Origin of the sequence: Nguyenibacter sp. L1, assembly GCF_035199985.1 — a bacterium.
GTDB classification, from domain to species: Bacteria; Pseudomonadota; Alphaproteobacteria; order Acetobacterales; family Acetobacteraceae; genus Gluconacetobacter; species Gluconacetobacter vanlangensis.
This window is the reverse complement of record NZ_CP127015.1, coordinates 3,631,051-3,651,929: the sequence shown is the minus strand read 5'-3', so window position 1 is coordinate 3,651,929 and position 20,879 is coordinate 3,631,051. Positions and strand designations below refer to the sequence as shown.

Sequence of the window (20,879 nt, the reverse complement as noted above, 5' to 3'; positions counted from 1 at the left end):
ATGCGCCGGACCGGGATGCTGCGGTTTCGCCGGTCAGGAGGGCGGTGGAGGCGCTGCCAGCAGCCGCGTCAGGCAGGCCAGGCAGTCGCGTCGCCCGGCATGGCAGCCCCCCGCCATCCACCAGGCGCGGAGCCGGGCCAGGATCTGTCCGACATGCGGCCCGGGGGCCGCGCCGGCAGCCAGCACGTCCCGCCCGGCCACGGGGAAGACCGGACGCGGGCGGGCCAGCAGGTCGGCGCGCAGCGCGTCCCAGTCCGGCGACGGGGCGCCCAGCCGTTGCGCCTGTTCGCGCCAGCTTCGGCGGACCAGGGCATCGGCCGGCTCATCGGCCAGCAGCCGGCGGCGGGCGTCGTCGTCCGATGCCGGATCGGGGGCCGGGCCGGCGCGCATGGCGGCCAGGGACGCGGCCTCGGCCCGCGAGAGGCGCAGGCGGGCGGCCAGATCCCCGGCCGGGGCCCGGGCGAGCACGCCCAGGCGCAGGACCGGATCGGGCGGCGCGCCGCAGGCGAGCAGGCGCTCCAGGGCAGGAATGTCGTAAGTTGGAACGTCGTGTCCCTGCCCGGCGTCGCTCGGGGGCAGCAGGCGTGCCAGGACGCCCGTCCGGTCCATGAGGCGCAGCGTCTCGACCAGCGCGGGGCCGGCCAGGATGCGGCGCAGTTCGGACCAGACGCGTTCGGCGGACAGGCGGGACAGGCCGCCGGTCTCTGCCGTGGCCGCCGCCACGATCGCCGCCATGGCCGGGGCGTCGGGCGTGCCGCGCCCGTAGCGGGCATGGAAGCGGAAGAAGCGCAGGATGCGCAGCGCATCCTCGGCGATGCGGATGGCGGCGTCGCCGACGAAGCGCACATGCCCGGCATCCAGGTCGGCGCGGCCGCCGAAATAATCGTGCAGCACGCCATCGCGGCCACAGGACATGGCGTTGATGGTGAAGTCGCGCCGGGCTGCGTCCTCGGCCCAATCACCGGTCCAGGCGACGACCGCGTGGCGGCCGTCGGTCCGTTCGTCGCGGCGCAGGGTGGTGATTTCATAGGGCCGGCCGTCGAGCACGGCGGTGACCGTGCCGTGGGCGAGGCCGGTCGCCACCACCTTGATCCCCGCTTGGCGCAGCAGGTCCAGCACGCGGTCGGGGGATTCGGGCGTGGCGAGATCGAGATCGGCGACCGGGTGGTGCGCGATCAGGTCGCGCACCACCCCGCCCACCAGCCGGGCCTGCGGCAGGACCTGCCACAGGCGGCACAGGCCCGCGTAGCCTTCGGGCAGGGACGCCGCCAGGCGGCCGAGCAGGTCGTCGTCCGCCAGATCGTCGTCTCCTGCCCCGGTCCGATCGCCGCCCGCCGGATCGCGGGTCACGCGGGGAAATCTTCCTGGGGGAGGTCTTCCTGGGGGAGGTCCGCCGGGGACAGGCGCGAAAGGGGGAAGAAGACGTTCTGGCTCCAGACCCCCAGGCAGGGTACGCCGCGGCAGGCGCCGGGCACCGCGAGGGCGGCGAGTTCGTAATAGACCGCGCGGGCGATCCGGGCCTGGATGGCGTAGTCGCCCGCGCCGTCGCGCACATGCAGGTAGGGGACCGGCCCGGCGCCGCAATCCGCGCCGGGCATGTCCCAGTCCGCGTGGATCGGGTGGTCGGGGCCGGCGCAGACCACCAGGTCGACATTGGTGCGGAAGGACAGGACCTGGTCGCGGCCGCAGCCGGTCCAGTGCAGTTCGACCGCGACCAGGGGCGCGTCCTCGACCGTGATGGTGCCGCGTTCGGTGGGGGTTTCCAGCCAGTAGGCGCCCTGCGCGTCGCGCGTGAGCACCGAGGCGAACAGGCAGATCATCGGCTTGCGGCGGATGGGCGTGCCGCGATACAGCCAGGTGCCGTCGCGCTTGACGAGGAACGGCAGCGGGCCGCAGGGGTCGGCGTCCGCAGCGCGGCGCGGCGGGACGGGCGGCATGACGGAGGGCCCCAAGGCTGGCATCACAGCGGGCATCACTGGGGGCGTCACGGTGGGCCGGCAAGGCAGCGCGGCGCCGGCCGACGCACTGGTCAACAGCCCAGCCGGCGCCCTGGCGGCGCCCATGTCGTGATCGTCAGCCAACTGCCTCTACCCACGCCCGTTGAACCATTCGTCCCGATATAGGGATCATCACCAGCTTGATGAACCCCCCCGGCTTGATGAAACCTTGATGAAACCCCCAGACATGTCAGATTGAAGAGATGACGATATCGGACGCCCTGCCCCATGCCACCGCACCGGATGCGACGCGCGCCCCGCCCCCGGCGGCCCCCGAGGCGGCCCCCGGGATCGATACCGGCATCGCCGGCGACGTCGCAGGCGACATTGCCCTGGCCGACCGGCTGGGCGCCAGCCTGCAGGCCGCGCGGGCCGAGATCGGGCGGATCATCCATGGCCAGGGCGCGGTGATCGACCAGACCCTGGTCAGCATCCTGGCCGGGGGCCACACGCTGCTGGTCGGCGCACCGGGACTGGGCAAGACCAAGCTGGTCACCACGCTGGGCATCGTGCTGGGGCTGGATGCGCGGCGTGTGCAGTTCACGCCCGACCTGATGCCGTCGGACATCACCGGCAGCGAGATCCTGGACGAGGACGAGCATGGGCATCGCAGCTTCCGCTTCGTGCGCGGGCCGGTCTTCTGCCAGTTGCTGATGGCCGACGAGATCAACCGCGCCAGCCCGCGCACGCAATCGGCGCTGCTGCAGGCGATGCAGGAGCACCGGGTGGCGATCGCCGGCACCGACCACGCGCTGCCCAGCCCGTTCCATGTGCTGGCCACCCAGAACCCGATTGAACAGGAAGGGACCTATCCGCTGCCGGAAGCGCAACTGGACCGGTTCATGCTGCAGATTCCGCTGACCTTTCCCGACGCGGCCGCCGAGCGGACCATGCTGCTGGCCACCACGGGAGCCGAGGACGCGGCGCCGGTGCCGGTGCTGAGCGACCGCGCGCTGGCCGAGGCGCAGCGCCTGGTGCGCGCGCTGCCGGTCGGCGACAAGGTGGTGGACGCGATCGTGCGGCTGGTGCGCGAAGCCCGGCCCGAGACCACCAGCGACCCGCGCCTGCGCGAGGCGCTGGCATGGGGGCCGGGCCCGCGCGCGGCGCAGGCGCTGATGCTGACCAGCCGGGCGCGGGCGCTGATGGACGGGCGCCTGTCCCCCAGCATCGACGACATCGCCGCCCTGGCGCGGCCGGTGCTGGCGCACCGCATGGCCCTGAGCTTTGCCGCCCGGGCCGAGAACAGGAGCCTGCCCGAACTGATCGACGGCTTGCTGGGCACCCTGGACTGATTGCCGCGGTGACGCGATCCGCCATCCTGCGCCGCCTTCTGGCGCGCGTCCGGCCGTGGTCGGACGGCGTGGCCTTGCGGGAACCCGAGTCCCGTGCCGCGCCATCGGGTGCCCCGCCGCTGCCGCCGGCGGCTGGAACTTTGGCACCAGAGACCTTGGCACCAGATACCCTGGCGGCGGAGACCCTGGCAGCAGAGACCCTGGCAGCACGCATGCCTGACCTGCTGCTGGCGGCGCAGCGGATCGCGGCCAGCCTGACCGCCGGGCGGCATGGGCGGCGGCGGGCGGGCCCGGGCGAGGATTTCTGGCAGTTCCGCCCCGCCCAGCCGGGCGAGCCGGTCACCCGCATCGACTGGCGGCAATCGGCGCGGAGCGCCCGCGCCTATGTCCGCGAAACCGAGGCCGAGGCGGCGCAGACCGTGTGTCTGTGGTGCGACCCCAGCGCGTCGATGCGCTGGCGTTCCGGCCGGACGCTGCCGTCCAAGGCCGAGCGGGCGGTGCTGATGGGCCTGACATTGGGAGCGGTGCTGCTGCGCGCGGGGGAGCGGGTGCGGCTGCTGGACGCAACGGCCACGATCGACGTCGCGCCGGGCGGGCGGGCGGCGCTGGAGCGGCTGGGGGTGGCGATGCTGCGCGCCATGATTGCGGCGCCCGACAATGTGGCGTTGCCGCATCCGGAGCAGGTGCCCCGCCATGCGCGGGTCGTGCTGCTGACCGATGGGCTGATCGGGGATGGGCCTCTGGCGCGGATGCTGCGCGGACTGGCGGCCCGGCCGGCGCGGGCCCATCTGCTGCTGGTCAACGACCCGGCCGAGGCCGGCCTGCCCTATGGCGGGCGCGTCCGCTTTGCCGGGCTGGAGGACGAAGCGGAGATGACCCTGTCGGGAGTCGAGGGGGTGCGCGCCGCCTATCGCGACGCCTTTGCGCGGCACCAGGCGGACCTGGCCGCGCTGTGCCGCGCCACCGGGCATGACATGATCCGCCACCTGACCGACCAGAGGCCGGAGCAGGCGCTGCTGGCGCTGTATGAGGCCCTGTCGGAAAAGAATCCGTCGGAGAGAGGGTTCGGCCGCAGGGGATTCGGGCCATGATCTTCCAGGCGCCCTGGCTGCTGGCGGCGCTGGCGGTGCTGCCGGCGGTGTGGCTGCTGCTGCGCGCGCTGCCGCCGGCGCCGCGGCGGCAGGTCTTTCCGGCGATCATGCTGCTGCGCGGCCTGCATGCGAAGGCGACCGAGGCGGCCACCGCGCCGCCCTGGCTGCTTCTGCTGCGCTGCGCGGCGCTGGGGCTGATGATCGTCGGGCTGGCCGGGCCGGTGGTGCCGCGCCAGGCGGCCGATGACGCGCTGCCGGGCGATCCGCTGCTGGTCGTCGACGATGGGTGGGCCGCCGTGCCGGGCTGGCCGCGTCGACTGGCGGCGCTGGATGCCGTGCTGGACCGGGCGGCCCGCGCCGGGCGGCGGGCGCGACTGCTGACCACGGCGCCGGGGCCGGACGGCGTGGCGCCGGAGGCGGGCGCGGTGATGTCACCCGGCCTGCTGCGCGGCATGGTGGATACGATGCGGCCCATGCCGTGGGGCACCGATCGGGCGGAGGCGGCGCGGGCGCTGCGCCGTCTGGCGGCCGGCGGGTGGCGGGGGCCGGTGGTCTATGTCACGGACGGGCTGGCGGGGCCGGGCGATGCGGCGTTCGCCGCGGCACTCGCGGCGATCGGCCCGGTGCGGACCCTGCGCGCGCCCGAGGCGACGATCGCGGCGCTGATCCCCCCGCCCCAAAACGAGGCGTCCCGAAATGACGGGTCGCAGAATGACGGGTCGCAGAATGACGGGCTGCGGGTGGCGCTGGACGTGCTGCCGCAGCCGCAGCCGCGGCAATGGACCGTGCGGGCCGAAACGGCGGATGGCGGCGTGCTGGCGCTGGTGCCAGTTGCGGTGCCGGCGGGGGCGGACCGTGCGGCGGGCCGGGCCGCGATCCCGGTCGAGCTGCGCAACCGGATCGACCGGCTGGTGCTGCAGGAGATGCCGGGGCCGGCCGGGGTGCGGCTGCTGGACGAGGGCGACCGGCGGCGGCCGGTCGGGCTGATCGGCGTGGCGGAGACCGATACGCCGCTGGTGGGACCGCTGTTCTATCTGCGGCGGGCGCTGGCGCCGACGGCGGAACTGCGCGAGGGGAGCGTGGCCGGGCTGCTGGCGCGGCCGCTTTCGGTGCTGATCGCTCCGGACGGGGCGTTGGACAGCCCTGCCGCCCGCCAGGCCGTGGCCGGCTGGGTGCGCAGGGGCGGGATGCTGGTCCGCTTTGCCGGGCCGCTGCTGAATGCCGTGCCGGACGGCGCGCTGGCCGGCGCCCCCGACGCGGCGCCGGACGACGCGGACGGGGAAACCGCGGCGGCGCCCCCGCCGCGCGACGATCTGCTGCCCGTGCCGCTGATGGAGGGCGAGCGGCAACTGGGCGGGGCGATGTCCTGGGGCAAGCCGGAGCACCTGGCCCCCTTCCCCGACGAATCGCCCTTTCACGGGCTGGCGATCCCCGCGGACGTGACCGTGTCGCGCCAGGTGCTGGCGCGGCCGGGGCCGGAACTGGCCGACCATAGCTGGGCGCGGCTGGCCGACGGGACGCCGCTGGTCACTCATGCCGCGCTGGGGGCCGGCGAGATCGTGCTGTTTCATGTCACCAGCACCGCGGACTGGTCGGACCTGCCGCTGTCGGGCCTGTTCGTGGGGATGCTGCGCCGCCTGACCGAGCGCGCGGCCGGGGTGGAGACCCCGGCGGGGCACGCGATGCTCGCCCCCTACATGACGCTGGACGACGCGGCGGTGCTGGGCCCGCCGCCGCCCGGGGCGCGGGCGCTGGCGGCGGATGCGTTCGGCCGCGCGGCGGCGTCGGCCGCCCATCCGCCCGGGCTGTACGGCCCCCGCGCGGCGCGGCGGGCGCTGAACCTGGGCGATGCGGCCGGTCCACTGGCCGCGCAGGCGGCGATCGGCCGGACCATGAGCCTGAGCGGCGCGGCGCGCGACATCGTGCCGGGGCCGGACCTGGTGGCCGCCGGGCTGCTGCTGCTGGTGGCGGATGCGCTGCTGACGCTGCTGCTGCGGGCGGGACGGCTGGGTGGAAAGCGGGGCCGGGCGGTGCTGGGGCTGGCGGTATTGCTGGCGGGCGGGCCGGCCGCCTCCGCGCGGGCGGCGGAGGCGGTGCCGGGCGCCGCGCTGGAGACGCGGCTGGGATATGTCCTGACCGGGCATGCGGACGTGGACAACGTGTCGCGCGAGGGGCTGCAGGGCCTGTCGGATTATGCCAATGCCCGGACCTCGGCCGTGCTGGGCCATCCGGACGGGGTGGTGCCGGGGCGCGACGACCTGTCCTATTACCCCATGCTGTACTGGCCGGTCACGGCGGATGCGAAGGCCGATCCGGCGCGCAGCGCGGCGCTGAACGCCTATATGCGCCATGGGGGGATCCTGCTGATCGACGGGCAGGGGGTCGATCCCGCCAGCCCGGAGGCGGCGCATGACGATTTCGCGGCCCCGGCGCCGGGCAGCCTGGCGGCGCTGCGGCGGATGACCGAGGGGCTGGACGTTCCGCCGCTGACCCGGCTGACCGACCGGCACGTGCTGGCGCATACATTCTACCTGCTGCATGATTTTCCGGGCCGGTATGACGGGCTGCCGGTCTGGGTGGCGCGCGAGGGCGACAGCAGCAATGACGGGGTCAGCCCCGTGATCATCGGCGCCAGCGACTGGGCGCATGCCTGGGCGGTGGATGCGCAGGGCGACACGCCCTATGCCACCATGCCGGCCGGCGACGCGCAGCGCGTGACGGCGTACCGGTTCGGGGTGAACGCGGTGCTGTATGCGCTGACCGGCAATTACAAGGCCGACCAGGTCCATGTGCCGGCGCTGCTGCGGCGGCTGGGGGAATGACGATGCCCGGCCCGCACGTGCTGCGCCTCGATTTTACGGCGATCGATTATGCGCCGCTGGTGCCGGCGGCGGTCCTGTACGGGCTGGCGGCGCTGGTGGTGCTGGCCGGCGTCGCGGGGCTGGCGCGGCGGGCGCGCGGCACGCTGTGGCGCGTGGCGGCGGGCGCTGTGCTGCTGCTGTGGCTGGCGGGGCCCGAGCGCATTCGCGACGTGGGGCAGAGCCTGCCCGAGACCGCGCTGCTGGTGGTGGACCAGACGCCGTCGATGGCGATCGGCCAGCGCGCGGCGGTCGCCCGGCGCGCGGCGGAGCTGATCCAGGCGCAGGCGGCGCGCCTGCCGGGGCTGTCGGTCCGCATGGTGACGGTGCGCGGCGGCCGCCATGACGGCACGCGCCTGTTCGCGGCGCTGGACGAGGCGGCGGCGGACATTCCGCCCGCGCGGCTGGCCGGCGCGATCCTGGTGACGGACGGGCAGGACCACGATCTGCCGTCCGTGCCGCCGGAGCGGCTGCGCCCGGCGGGCGCCGACGGGCGCCGCGCCGTTCTGCCGCTGCATGTGCTGCTGACCGGACAGGGCGAGGAGACGGACCGGCGGCTGCGCATCCTGCAGGCGCCGCCTTATGCCATCGTCGGCCAGACTGCGACCCTGCGGGTGGAGGTGGACGATCTGGGCCCGCACCCGGCTGCCGACGGCCGGGCGGACCTGACCCTGACCCGGGGCGGCGAGGCGCCGCTGCACGAACGCATCCGCACCGGGACGCCGCAGGAGATCACCCTGCCGATCAACCGGCCCGGGCCGCTGCTGGTGGGGCTGACGGCCTCGGCGCTGCCCGGCGAGGTCTCGACCGCGAACAACCAGGACGTGGTACGGATCAACGGCGTGCGCGACCGGCTGCGCGTGCTGCTGGTCTCGGGCACGCCGAACCAGGGCGAGCGGGTCTGGCGGCGGCTGCTGAAGGCCGACCCGTCGGTCGACCTGGTGCATTTCACCATCCTGCGGCCGCCCGACAAGGATGACGGCACGCCGCTGTCGGACCTGGCGCTGATCGCCTTTCCGGTGCGCGAGCTGTTCCAGCAGAAGATCGGGCAGTTCGACCTGATCATCCTGGACGGGTTCGAGAACCGGGCGATCCTGCCGCGGACCTATCTGGAGAACATCGCCGACTATGTGCGGGGCGGCGGCGGGCTGCTGCTGATCGGGGGGCCGGAATTCCTGGGCCCGGGATCGCTGCAGGACACGCCGGTGGGCGACATCCTGCCGGCGCACGTGCCCGAGGCGGGGGGCATGGTCGAGCAGCGTTTCCGCCCCGCATTGACCCCGGCCGGCCACCGCCACCCGGTGACCGCCGACCTGCCGGGCGCGGGCAGCGCGCCGGACGGCCATGATGCGCAATGGGGGCCGTGGTATCGCGCGCTGAAGGCCGACACCACGCGCGGCACGGTGCTGATGGACGGTCCGGACCATACGCCGCTGCTGGTGCTGGACCGGGTGGAGCGCGGGCGGGTGGCGCTGCTGCTGTCCGACCAGATCTGGCTGTGGTCGCATGGCGAGGGCGGCGGCGGCCCGCAATCGGACCTGCTGCGGCGGGTCTCGCACTGGCTGATGAAGGAGCCGGAGCTGGAGGAGGAGCAACTGAGCGCCGCGATCGCCGACGGCAGGCTGGTGGTGACGCACCGCACCGCCGCAGCGACGGGCCCGCGCGACGTGGCGATCACCGCGCCGGACGGCACGACGCGGCGCGTGGCGCTGCATCCGGTGGCAACCGGGGTGTCGGAAGCGGAATTGCCGGCGGCGCAGCCGGGGATCTGGACGGCGGATGACGGAACCCATCGCGCTTTCGCGGCCCCGGTGAGCGCCGATCCGCTGGAGTTTTCCGACCTGCGCGCGACCGCCGCCCTGCTGTCGCCCCTGGCGGCGCGGACGGGGGGCGGCGTGTCCTGGCTGGGCGCAGATGCGATGCATCCGGCATTGCCCGTGCAGCATGCGCCGGCCGCCGGCGCGGTGTCGGGACCCGGATGGATCGGCTTTCCGCAACGCGATGCGCGGCTGGTCACCGGGCGGACGGCGCGGCCCCTGCTGCCGGGCTGGGTGGTGGCGGTGCTGGCCGGCGGGCTGCTGCTGCTGGGCTGGTGGCGCGAGGGAAGGTGAAGGGACGGACATGCAACGCGCTTCATTGGCAAAACGTTCATGATTGCACAGGGACGCAGTGCGATTTCCGTCGCATCCCCATGGGATCTGGACTATGAAGGGGCGCCGGCCCGACCCGCGCCCTTCTGGCGGCCAGCATCCGCCCCGGACAGGGTGCCCCTGTCATCGAGACGAGTGTCACTGAGACGATCCATGATTGCCAGAAACGCCATCCGCCTTCTGTTCATCGCGCTGCTGGCCGGCGGAGCGGTATTTGTCGCCCCCATGCAGTTCGCCCACGCCCAGAGCGACGACGACGCGGAGGCCGAGGCCGAGGCGGCCGACGCCGCCAAGCAGGCTGAGGCCCGCCGTGCCGCCAAGGCCGCGGCCCCGCCGGCCGCCCTGCCCGGCGCGGAATCCAACGAGGAGGTCGCCGGGCACGCCAATGGCGACATGAACCCGACCGACGCGCTGTTCGACGCGGTCAATCGCGGCAGCCTGAACGCGGCCAAGGAGGCGCTGAACCGTGGCGCGGACATGGAAGCGCACAACGTGCTGGGCCAGACGCCGCTGGACATGGCGATCGACCTGAACCGCAACGACATCACCTTTCTGCTGCTGTCGCTGCGCACGCTGAACGACGGCCATGTGATGGCGGCGTCGACGACCAATTCGGGCGTCGAGATGCGCAACGGCAGCGGCCATATCAGCATCAACGGCAGCAGCCACGGCAAGCGCGGCAGCGGCGTGATGGTGACGGCGACCCACCGCTATGTTCAGGATGGCGGGACGGCGCAGCCCGAAATCGGCTTTCTGGGCTTCGGCGGGAGCTGATCCGCCAGCCTGGACGGATGCCAACCGGGACGATGCCCCCTGGACAATGACTGACGGCGGGTGAGGCGCGCGGGGCGTCAGCCCGTGCCGCCGTCCTGGATGTCGCCTGCCTGGATGTTGCCGTCCTGAACGTGGCTGTCCCGGACGTGGCTGTCCTGAACGTTACCGTCCTGGGTCAGCGCTTCGCCCCTGAGCGTGTCGAGGGGGATCATCCGGTCGTCGCGCTGCAGGTGCCAGAAGGTCCAGCCATTGCAGGACGGCGCGTTGGTCAGCAGGGCCCCCAGCTTGTGGATCGAGCCGCGCTGCGTGCCGCTGACCAATGTGCCGTCGGGCGAGACGGTGGCCGAGACGCGCTTCTGACGATCGTAGAGCAGGGTGCCGGCGGGCAGCAGGCCGCGTTCGACCAGGCTGCCGAAGGGGATGCGCGGGATTTCGCGCTTGGCCGGCGTGGTCAACACGCTGTCCAGCGGCACCGGGCGTTCGCGGCGGGCGCGGCCGATCGCGGCCTCGGCATAGTCCGGGTGGCGTTCGATGCCGATATAGCGGCGGCGCAGGCGGCGGGCCATGGCGGTGGTCGTGCCGGTGCCGGCGAACGGGTCGAGCACGATGTCGTCGACATTGGTCGAAGCGATCAGCACGCGATGCAGCAGGCTTTCGGGCTTCTGCGTCGGGTGCAGTTTCAGCCCGTGGGCGTTGCGCAGCCGCTCGCCCCCGGTGCAGAGCGGCAGGTACCAGTCCGAGCGCATCTGCACGTCGTCGTTCAGCGCCTTCATCGCCTGGTAGTTGAAGCGATAGCGGCTGTCCGGCCCGCGCGCCGCCCAGATCAGGGTCTCGTGCGCGTTGGTGAAGCGCCGGCCGCGGAAATTCGGCATCGGGTTGGATTTGCGCCAGATGATGTCATTGAGGATCCAGAATCCCAGATCCTGCAGGATGGCGCCGAGGCGGAAGATGTTATGATACGAGCCGATCACCCAGATCGTGCCGTCCTTGCGCAGCAGGCGCCGGGCTTCGGCCAGCCAGGCGCGGGTGAAGCGGTCATATTCCGCGAGATCGGCGAATTTGTCCCAATCGTCGTCGACACCGTCCACCACGCTGTCGTCGGGGCGGCGCAGTTCGCCACGCAACTGCAGATTATATGGCGGATCGGCGAAGATGCAGTCGATCGAACCCGTGGGCAGGGTCTGCATCACCTCGACGCAGTCGCCGCGCAGGATCTGGTCGAGGGGCAGTTCCATCAGGACGGCGCCGCTCATGACGTCGCCCCGAGGCCGGAATCCTGCCGCGCGGCCAGGTCGAGCGCCAACTGACGGACCGTGCCGAACGCGTCGCGATGGTGCGGCGTGGCGCCGGCCCGGTGCAGCGCGTCGCGATGTGCGGCGGTGGCGTAGCCGGCATTGCGTTCCCACCCATAGGCGGGCCAGCGTCGCGACAGCCGCTCCATCAGCCGGTCGCGGGTGACCTTGGCGACGATCGAGGCGGCGGCGATCGACAGGCATTCGCCGTCGCCGCCGACGACGCATTCGACCGGGCAGCCGAAATCGGGCGCGGCGTTCCCGTCCACCAGCACCATGTCAGGCACGCAGGGCAGGCGCGCCACCGCGCGGCGCATGGCCAGGAAAGCGGCGTGCAGGATGTTGAGGCGCGCGATTTCGGCGACCGAGGCGGCCGCCACCGCGACATGCGCGCCGCGCGCGGCCCGCAGCGCGGCATAGGCGCGCAGGCGCGCCGGCGGACTCAATTTCTTGGAATCGTCCAGGAGCGCGGCGAGCCGGCGCGGCACGCCGGATTCGAACATCACCGCGGCCGCCACCACGGGCCCGGCCAGCGGTCCGCGTCCGACTTCGTCCACCCCGGCGACTCGGCCGCCATGCTGCAACTCACGCGCGTAATCCGGCATCCACCCCTTCCCGATCGGTGGCGCATCGGGCGCCGCCGCCCGATTCGCACACCGAATCACGTCCTGACTGGATGGAAACCATCTTTACGCCATGTTGCGCAAGATGCTGATTCCACGACGAGTCCTTTCAAACGGAAAAAATTTGTCCCGCTTGCGACTCGACCGGGGCGAAGGGCGGAGGAAATTCAGGCCTTCGCCTTGCGCCGCGGCAGGACCAGCAGCCCGAGCAGCAGGCCGATGCAGGCGGCGATCCCGACCGAGACCAGGGGACGGTCCTGGATGAACAGAACGGCCTGCTCGATGCGGCTTTCGCCGTCCTCGTACAGATCGGCGAATTCCTGGCGGGCGACGCCCGCGATCTGGTCGGCCTTGCCTTCGGCCTGCAGGCCGAGGTCACCGGTCAGGCCGCCGGCCGCGTCCTTGAGCTTGCCCACGCCTTCCTGGACCGCGCCTTCCGCCTTATCGGCGAATGCCTCGTTGCTGGAGTCCGTCATGCATTTCCTCCTGTTTCGGATCATGCCGCCTTGGGGTCGAAAACGGATCGGCCGGGCCGGGGTTGCGCGCCTGGGCGGGGCCGGCGGGACGACCCGCGGGGCAAGGCTATCGCTTCCGCCACGATCCCGCCATCCGCCAGGGTGAAAATGCGACATGGCGGCATGGGCGCGGCGTCGAAAAAGCGTGCCGGCGGATCTTGAGGCGGATCTTGGGCGGCCACCGACAAACTGTTACATTTCTACACCGACTATAAGAGGGATTTAACATCATTTGCCGGTGTACCTGCTACACAGTGCCGGCAGAGCGCGTGTTGAGACGCAAACGTCATCGGCGGACGTCGTAGGATTTGAGGAAGACCTGACCACCATGGACAAACCGACACTGGACCCCTCGGACACGCCCGCGCACCAGACGCCGCCCGGTCCGGGGCGGACGGATGCGGCCGGGACCGGCACGGCCCCTGCCCGGGGCAGGCGGCGGCGCCGCTTCCTGCTGTGGGGGACCGCGCTGGTCGGCGCCGGAGTGATCGCCGCGGCCTTTTTGCGGCCGCACGCGCCGACGGGCGGCGGGCGCCATGGCCGCCATGCGAACACCGGGGCCCAGCCGGTGGCGGTGGCCAGCGTGCATAGCGGCGACATGCCGATCGAACTGACCGAACTGGGCACCGTGGTGCCCATCACCACCGTGACGGTCCAGCCGCGGGTGGACGGCTATCTGACGCGGGTCCTGTTCACCGAAGGCCAGCATGTGAAGAAGGGCGACCTGCTGGCGATGATCGACACGCGGCCGTACGACGTGGCGCTGGAGCAATATGAGGGGCAACTGGCGTCGGACCGCGCGCAGCTCGACCAGGCGCGCATCGACTACCAGCGCTATCTGCGCCTGTCGCACCAGAACAGCATCGCCGCCCAGACGACCGTGGACCAGCAATACAAGGTGGCGCAACTGGAAGGCACGGTGAAGGTCGACCAGGCCCAGGTCGACAACCAGAAGCTGCAGATCATCTATTGCCACGTGACCGCGCCGGTCGACGGGCGGGTGGGCATCCGCCAGGTCGACATGGGCAACTACGTTACCGCGGGGCAGACCAACGGGCTGGTGATCCTGACGCAGATGCAGCCGATCTCGGTCATCTTCACCCTGCCCGAGACCGAGCTGGGGGCGGTGGCGGACCGGTTGCGCAGCGGCGTGGCCCTGCCGGTCGCGGCCTGGGACAGCAGCAATACGCGCAAGATCGCCGATGGCGCCGTCACCGTGCTGGACAGCCAGATCGATACCTCGACGGGCACGGTGCGCATGCGCGCGATCTTCCCGAACCAGGACGAGACGCTGTTCCCCAACCAGTTCGTCAACGCGCACCTGCTGGTGAATACCGAGCATAACGTGCTGCTGGTGCCGACCACGGCGGTGCAGACCGGCCCGAACGGACCGTTCGCCTATGTCGTGCAGCCCGACGACACGGTGGCGATTCGCGACATCAAGACCGGGCCGACGCATGGCGACGTCGTGGTCGTGCGATCGGGCCTGAAGGCGGGCGAGCGCGTGGTGACCGACGGGACCGACCGGCTGCATGCCGGCGCGAAGATCACCATCCCCGCGGCCGGCAACACGATCGCCACCGGCGCGCCGGCGGCGGGCGCGAACGGCGGCGGCACGCAGCCTGGCGCGGGCGGCTGGCATCATCGCCGGCATGATGGCGGCCAGGGCAATGGTGGCCAAGGCAATGGCGCGCCAGGGGGGCAGGGTCAGGCTCCGTCCGGCGGCCAGCCCCAGGGTCAGTCCCAGGGCCAGTCCCAGGGTCAGCCGTAAGCGCGCCCGCCCCCTGGTCCGTCGTCCCATGCCGGAGAATCCCGCGTGAATCCGTCCCGCCTGTTTATCGAACGTCCCGTCGCCACGACGCTGCTGATGCTGGCCATCATGCTGGCGGGCATGCTGGGCTATCATTTCCTGCCGGTCTCGGCGCTGCCGCAGGTCGAATATCCGACCATCATGGTCCAGACCTTCTATCCCGGCGCGGGGCCGGACGTGATGGCTACCTCGGTCACCGCGCCGCTGGAGACGCAGTTCGGCCAGATGCCGGGGTTGGACCAGATGACGTCGCAATCCTCGGGCGGGGCGTCTCTGGTGACCCTGCGCTTCGGGCTGACGATGTCGATGGACGTGGCGGAGCAGGAGGTCCAGGCGGCGATCAACCAGGCGCAGATGCTGCTGCCCTCCGACCTGCCGGCGCCGCCGATCTATGCCAAGGTGAACCCGGCGGACACGCCGGTGCTGACCCTGGGCATCACCTCGAAGACGATGCCGCTGACCGACGTCGAGGATTACGTCTATACGCGCCTGGCGCAGAAGATCAGCCAGATTTCCGGCGTGGGCCTGGTCACGCTGTCGGGCGGCAACCGCAAGGCGATCCGGGTGCGGGTCAACGTGCCGAAGCTGACCTCGTTCGGCCTGGACATGGACACGCTGCGCACGACGATCGGCAATGTGAACGTCAATTCGCCCACCGGGACGTTCGACGGGGCGCAGCAGGCGGCGACCCTGCGGGTCGACGGGCAGATCGCGGGCGTGGACCAGTTGCTGAACCAGGTCATCGCCTATCAGAACAGCGGGCCGGTGCGGCTGCGCGACGTGGCGAGCGTGGTGCAGGGGCCCGAGAACACCCAGTTGGCCGCCTGGTCGAACCGCACGCCGGCGCTGGTGCTGAACGTGCAGCGCCAGCCAGGCGCCAACGTGATCTCGGTCGTCGACAACATCAAATACGCGCTGCCGCAACTGCGCCAGTCGCTGCCGCCCGGCATCACGATCACGCCGCTGACCGACCGGACGACCACGATCCGCGCCTCGGTCGCCGACGTCGAGTTCGAGCTGGGGCTGGCCATGGCGCTGGTGGTGGCGGTGATCTTCGTCTTCCTGCGCAACGTGCCGGCGACGATCATTCCCAGCCTGTCGGTGCCGCTGTCGCTGGTCGGCACGCTGGCGGTGATGTACCTGCTGGGCTTCTCGCTGGATAATCTGTCGCTGATGTCGCTGACGATCGCCACCGGGTTCGTGGTCGACGACGCGATCGTCATGATCGAGAACATCGCCCGCTATATCGAGATGGGCGACGACCGTATGACCGCGGCGCTGAAGGGCGCGGGGGAGATCGGCTTCACCATCATCTCGCTGACCGTCTCGCTGATCGCGGTGCTGATCCCGCTGCTGTTCATGGGCGACGTGGTGGGGCGGCTGTTCCATGAATTCGCCATCACCCTGTCGGTGACGATCATCATCTCGGCGATCGTCTCGCTGACCCTGGTGCCGATGATGTGCGCCCGCCTGCTGAGCGAGCGGCCGCACGGGCCGGGCGCCCATGGCTGGTCGGCCACGGTCGAGCGCTGGACCGAAGGCGTGATCGCCGCCTATGGCCGGGCGCTGGACGTGGTGCTGCGCCACCAGGTCCTGACGATGCTGGTCTTCGTGGGCACGCTGGCGCTGACCGGCGTGCTGGCCTGGTTCATTCCCAAGGGTTTCTTCCCCGTGCAGGATACCGGCGTGCTGCAGGGCATTTCGGTGATGGCGCAGACGACGTCGTTCGACGCGATGGCGGCCCACCAGCAGGAACTGGGCAAGCGCATCCTGCAGGATCCGGACGTGGTCAGCCTGTCGTCCTTCATCGGCATCGACGGCCAGAACATGACGCTGAACCAGGGGCGATTCCTGATCAACCTGAAGCCGCATGACGAACGCAGCGAGACGGCGCGCCAGATCGCGGCCCGCATCCAGCAGGAGGTCGCCGACATTCCGGGCGCCAGCCTGTATCTGCAGCCGGTGCAGGACCTGTCGCTGGACACCACGGTGGCGGCCACCCAGTACCAGTTTTCGCTGGAAAATCCCGATTACGACCAGTTCCGCACCTGGGTGCCGAAATTCGTCGCGGCGCTGCAGAAGGAGCCGGCGCTGGCCGACGTGACGTCCGACCTGCAGGCCGAGGGGCTGGTGGCGCACGTGACGCTGGACCGCACCACCGGGGCGCGGTACTCGATCACGCCGCAGACGATCGACAACGTGCTGTATGATTCGTTCGGCCAGCGGCAGATTTCGACGATCTATACCCAGTCGAACCAGTATCGGGTGATCATGGAGGCCGATCCGGCCTTCCAGAAGGACCTGGCGTCGCTGGGCAAGCTGTACCTGCCGGGGATCGGCGGCAATTCGGGCGGCAGCAGCACGGGGCCGACCCGTTCGCCGACCTCGGGCCTGGTGCCGCTGCCGGCGGTGACCACGGTCACGCGCGGCACGGCGCCGCTGCTGATCACCCATGTGGGGCAGTTCCCGGCCACCACGGTCTCGTTCAACGTGGCGCCGGGCTATGCGCTGGGCGAGGCGACCAATGCGATCGATCGGGTCGAGCGGGCGATGCACCTGCCGGCCAGCTTCGAGACCGCGTTCCAGGGCACGGCGGCGGCGTTCCGCAACAGCCTGGGCAACGAGCTGTGGCTGGTGCTGGCGGCGCTGGTGGCGGTCTATATTGTGCTGGGCATCCTGTACGAGAGCTTCATCCATCCGGTCACCATCCTGTCCACCCTGCCCTCGGCCGGGGTGGGGGCGCTGCTGGCGCTGCAGGTGAGCGGCGCCGGGCTGGACGTGATGGGGATCATCGGGCTGGTGCTGCTGATCGGCATCGTGAAGAAGAACGCGATCATGATGATCGATTTCGCGCTGGAGGCCGAGCGGGTCGAGGGGCTGGCGCCGATGCGCGCGATCCATCGTGCCGCCATGCTACGCTTCCGGCCGATCCTGATGACCACCCTGGCCGCCATGCTGGGCGCGCTGCCGATGATGATCGGCAGCGGCACCGGGTCCGAACTGCGGCGCCCGCTGGGCATCGCCATCGTCGGCGGGCTGATGGTCAGCCAGTTGCTGACCCTGTTCACGACCCCGGTCATCTATCTGCTGATGGACCGGATCAGCCTGCGCCTGCGCCGCCGCGGCGGCGCGCCCGGCGGTGACGCGGCGGTCCGGTCGGCGACATGAATCCCGTCCGCCTGTTCGTCCAGCGGCCGGTGGCGACCATGCTGCTGACCCTGGCGCTGATGATCGCGGGGGGAATCGGCTATGACGCGCTGCCGGTCGCGGACCTGCCGAACGTCGATTTCCCGGTGATCCAGGTCATGGCGCGCCAGCCGGGCGGATCGCCCGAGGAGGTCGCCAGTTCGGTCGCGGCCCCGCTGGAGCGCCGGCTGGGGTCGATCGCCGACGTGACCGAGATGACGTCGCAATCGACGCAGGGGCAGGCGCGGATCACGCTGCAGTTCTCGCTGAACCGCGACATCAACGGGGCGGCGCGCGACGTCGAGGCGGCGCTGCAGGCGGCGCGCGCCGACCTGCCGACGTCGCTGCGGCAGAATCCGCAATATTTCAAGGCGAACCCGAACGGGGCGCCGATCATGATCCTGGCGCTGACATCGACGACGCAGCCGATGCCGGCGCTGTACGACATGACGACCAACATCCTGCAGCAGCACCTGTCGCAGATCCGCGGCGTGGGCCAGGTGGAGGTCGGCGGCAGTTCGCTGCCGGCGGTGCGCGTCGAGATGAATCCGCTGCCGCTCTACAAGTTCGGGATCGGGTTCGAGGACGTGCGCGCGGCGCTGGCCTCGGCCAACGCCAATACGCCCAAGGGCTTCATCGACCAGAACGACAATCGCTTCACGCTGGATACCAACGACCAGGCCAGCAAGGCCCAGGCCTATCGCGATCTGATCGTCGCCTATCACAACAGCCGGCCGGTGCGGCTGTCGGACGTGGCGCGGGTGAATGACGGGGTCGAGGATCTGCGCAATGCCGGCTATTACAACCGGCAGCAGGCGGTGCTGGCGATCATCTTCGCGCAGTCGGGCGCGAACGTGATCCGCACGATCGACCAGATCAACGCGCAACTGCCGGCGCTGCGCGCGGCGCTGCCGCCCAGCGTGCAGTTGCACAGCGTGCTGGACCGTTCGGTGACCATCCGCGCGGCGCTGGCCGACACGCAATACACGCTGGTGATCTCGGTCGTGCTGGTGGTGCTGGTGGTGCTGGTGTTCCTGCGTTCGGCGCGCACCACACTGATCCCCGCGATCGTGGTGCCGACCTCGATCGTCGCGACCTTCGGCGCGATGCAGTTGCTGGGCTATTCGCTGGACAACCTGTCGCTGATGGCGCTGACGGTCTCGACCGGGTTCGTGGTCGACGACGCCATCGTGGTGATCGAGAATATCAGCCGGCACCTGGAGGCCGGCGCCGGGCGGCTGGAGGCCACGCTGCTGGGCGCGCAGGAGGTGGCGTTTACCGTCTTCTCGATCTCGGTCTCGCTGATCGCGGTGTTCCTTCCGATCCTGCTGATGGGCGGCGTGGCGGGCCGGCTGTTCCATGAATTCGCGATGACCATGTCGATCACCATCCTGGTGTCGATGATCCTGTCGCTGACGCTGAGCCCGATGATGGCGGCGCAGGTGCTGCGGCCGCATGGCGGGGACGCCGCCGCCCCCGGCCTGTGGCCGCGGGTGGGCGCGATGCTGGATCGGGGGCTGGAGCGGGGGCTGGACGGGCTGCAGGGTGCCTATGCCGGGATGCTGGACGGCGCGCTGCGCCATCCGCGCGTGATGCTGATGTCCCTGCCCTGCACCGTGCTGCTGATGGTCGCGCTGTTCGTCCACATGCCCAAGGGCTTCTTCCCCGACAGCGATACCGGCCTGCTGATGGGCCGCCTGATGGGGGACCAGTCGATTTCCTTCCAGGCCATGACCCGCCATATGGACCTGACGCAGCGCGCCATCCTGGCGGATCCGGACGTGGCCGACGTGGTCAGCTTCATCGGCGGCCGCGGATCGGCGAACCAGGCCAATTTCTTCGTCTCGCTGAAGGACAAGGCCGAACGCGCCGATCCGCCCAGCACGACGATCGCGCGGATCGGCTGGCGGCTGCACAACATGGTGGGCGCGCGCTTCTATGCCATGGCGCCCAGCACGCTGCACATGGGGGCGCGGCAGAGCAACGCGGCCTATCAATACACGCTGGAATCGGACTCGCCGACCGAGCTGTATGAATGGACGCCCAAGCTGGTCAGCGCGTTGCAGGCGCATCCGGAACTGACCGACGTCTCGTCGGACGTGCAGCAGGGGGGATCGGCGCTGAACGTGGCGCTGGACCGCAATACCGCGGCCCGCACCAGCCTGACGCCGCAACTGGTCGCCAACACGCTGTACGACGCCTATGGCCAGCGGGCGGCGTCGGTCATCCACAACGCGCTGAACCAGTATCGGGTGGTGATGGAGGTCGAGCCGCGCTTCTGGCAGAATCCCGACAGCCTGAAACAGGTCTGGGTCAGTACCGCCGGCGGGACGGCCGGCGGCGGCACGCGGGCGAACACGATCCGCGTGCCCGGCACGGCGGCGGCGAGCGGCGCCGCCGGCCTGAGCAGCCAGTCCTTCCGCAACCAGATCGCCAACAGCCTGGCCGGCGGGAACGGGGCGTCGAACGGATCGGCCGTATCGACCAGTTCCGAGACCATGGTGCCGCTGCAGATCGTGTCGAACACGGTGCCGCAACTGACGCCGCTGTCGGTCAACCACCAGGACCAGTCGGTGGCGACCACCGTATCCTTCAACCTGGCGACCGGGGTGCCGCTGGACGAGGCGGTGCAGATCGTCCGGACGGAGATGATCCGGCTGCATATGCCGTCCGACATCCATGGCGGCTTCGCCGGCAATGCGGCGCAGTTCCAGAAATCGGTCAATAACGAGCCGATCCTGATCCTGGCCGCCCTGGCCGCGGTCTATATGGTGCTGGGCATCCTGTACGAGAGCTACATCCATCCGCTGACCATCCTGTCCACCCTGCCTTCGGCCGGGGTCGGGGCGCTGCTGGCGCTGGACCTGGCGGGGGAGGATTTCTCGCTGATCGCGATGATCGGGGTGATCCTGCTGATCGGCATCGTGAAGAAGAACGCGATCATGCTGGTGGATTTCGCCATCGTGGCCGAGCGCGAGGGCGCGAGCCCGCATCATGCGATCCGCACCGCCTGCCTGCTGCGCTTCCGCCCGATCATGATGACGACCCTGGCCGCCGCCCTGGGGGCGCTGCCGCTGATCGTGGGCCATGGCTATGGCTCGGAACTGCGGCGCCCGCTGGGGATCGCCATCGTCGGCGGGCTGGTCGTCAGCCAGGCGCTGACGCTGTTTACCACGCCGGTCGTCTATCTCTATCTCGACCGGCTCGGCGCCTGGTGCCGCGCCCGTTACCTCTCCCTGACCGCCGGCCTGATGGGCCGGCGTGCTCCTCTCTCCCAACAGGATGTCTGAA

The 20,879-nt window shown here is 70.9% G+C and carries 14 protein-coding genes; 9 read left to right on the top strand and 5 right to left on the bottom strand.

All coding sequences use genetic code 11. From position 1 onward, the window contains the following. Positions 1–33: 33 nt before the first annotated feature. On the bottom strand, positions 34–1,299 hold the full coding sequence (locus tag QN315_RS16455; RefSeq protein ID WP_408904655.1) for a CCA tRNA nucleotidyltransferase: 1,266 nt from the start codon (positions 1,297–1,299) through the stop codon (positions 34–36). A gap of 47 nt (positions 1,300–1,346) precedes the next feature. Next, the gene (locus QN315_RS16450; RefSeq protein WP_323990420.1) at positions 1,347–1,937 is read right to left on the bottom strand and encodes a DUF1285 domain-containing protein; all 591 of its coding nucleotides are present in this window, start codon (positions 1,935–1,937) and stop codon (positions 1,347–1,349) included. On the opposite strand from QN315_RS16450, the gene QN315_RS16445 reads away from it, so the two are divergent. From QN315_RS16445 to QN315_RS16420, 6 genes are all read left to right on the top strand, one after another. Further along, entirely contained in the window at positions 1,936–2,070 is a 135-nt protein-coding gene (locus QN315_RS16445; protein ID WP_323990418.1) for a hypothetical protein, read from the top strand. The genes QN315_RS16450 and QN315_RS16445 overlap by 2 nt on opposite strands. Before the next feature lie 130 nt (positions 2,071–2,200). Continuing rightward, the gene (locus tag QN315_RS16440; protein WP_323990416.1) at positions 2,201–3,289 is read left to right on the top strand and encodes a MoxR family ATPase; all 1,089 of its coding nucleotides are present in this window, start codon (positions 2,201–2,203) and stop codon (positions 3,287–3,289) included. A gap of 8 nt (positions 3,290–3,297) precedes the next feature. Further along, positions 3,298–4,380, top strand: a complete 1,083-nt coding sequence (locus QN315_RS16435) for a DUF58 domain-containing protein (RefSeq protein ID WP_323990415.1) — start codon at positions 3,298–3,300, stop codon at positions 4,378–4,380. Then, positions 4,377–7,202 (top strand): DUF4159 domain-containing protein, encoded by a 2,826-nt coding sequence (locus tag QN315_RS16430; RefSeq protein WP_323990413.1) that lies wholly within the window; start codon positions 4,377–4,379, stop codon positions 7,200–7,202. Before QN315_RS16435 ends, QN315_RS16430 begins: the two co-directional genes overlap by 4 nt. A gap of 2 nt (positions 7,203–7,204) precedes the next feature. Continuing rightward, positions 7,205–9,349, top strand: coding sequence for a VWA domain-containing protein (locus tag QN315_RS16425; RefSeq protein ID WP_323990412.1), 2,145 nt, complete (start codon positions 7,205–7,207; stop codon positions 9,347–9,349). A gap of 192 nt (positions 9,350–9,541) precedes the next feature. Next, entirely contained in the window at positions 9,542–10,162 is a 621-nt protein-coding gene (locus QN315_RS16420; RefSeq protein WP_323990410.1) for an ankyrin repeat domain-containing protein, read from the top strand. A gap of 77 nt (positions 10,163–10,239) precedes the next feature. Here the strand turns inward: QN315_RS16420 and QN315_RS16415 are convergent, their stop codons facing one another. The 3 genes from QN315_RS16415 to QN315_RS16405 form a co-directional block, all read right to left on the bottom strand. Further along, positions 10,240–11,415, bottom strand: a complete 1,176-nt coding sequence (locus QN315_RS16415) for a DNA methyltransferase (protein ID WP_246285730.1) — start codon at positions 11,413–11,415, stop codon at positions 10,240–10,242. Next, positions 11,412–12,059: a ribonuclease HII gene (locus tag QN315_RS16410; protein WP_323990408.1), complete on the bottom strand. Its 648-nt coding sequence runs from the start codon at positions 12,057–12,059 to the stop codon at positions 11,412–11,414. Before QN315_RS16410 ends, QN315_RS16415 begins: the two co-directional genes overlap by 4 nt. A gap of 185 nt (positions 12,060–12,244) precedes the next feature. Next, positions 12,245–12,553 (bottom strand): CsbD family protein, encoded by a 309-nt coding sequence (locus tag QN315_RS16405; protein ID WP_323990406.1) that lies wholly within the window; start codon positions 12,551–12,553, stop codon positions 12,245–12,247. 367 nt (positions 12,554–12,920) lie between these two features. Here QN315_RS16405 and QN315_RS16400 point away from each other — a divergent pair, with 367 nt between their 5' ends. From QN315_RS16400 to QN315_RS16390, 3 genes are read left to right on the top strand one after another with little or no spacing between them, the layout of a single operon-like run. Further along, positions 12,921–14,363, top strand: a complete 1,443-nt coding sequence (locus QN315_RS16400) for an MdtA/MuxA family multidrug efflux RND transporter periplasmic adaptor subunit (protein ID WP_323990405.1) — start codon at positions 12,921–12,923, stop codon at positions 14,361–14,363. Positions 14,364–14,408: 45 nt separating this feature from the next. Further along, a complete protein-coding gene (locus tag QN315_RS16395; protein WP_323990404.1) occupies positions 14,409–17,570 on the top strand; it encodes an efflux RND transporter permease subunit in 3,162 nt (1,053 codons plus the stop codon). Beyond that, positions 17,567–20,878: an efflux RND transporter permease subunit gene (locus QN315_RS16390; protein ID WP_323990403.1), complete on the top strand. Its 3,312-nt coding sequence runs from the start codon at positions 17,567–17,569 to the stop codon at positions 20,876–20,878. Before QN315_RS16395 ends, QN315_RS16390 begins: the two co-directional genes overlap by 4 nt. Position 20,879 lies beyond the last annotated feature (1 nt).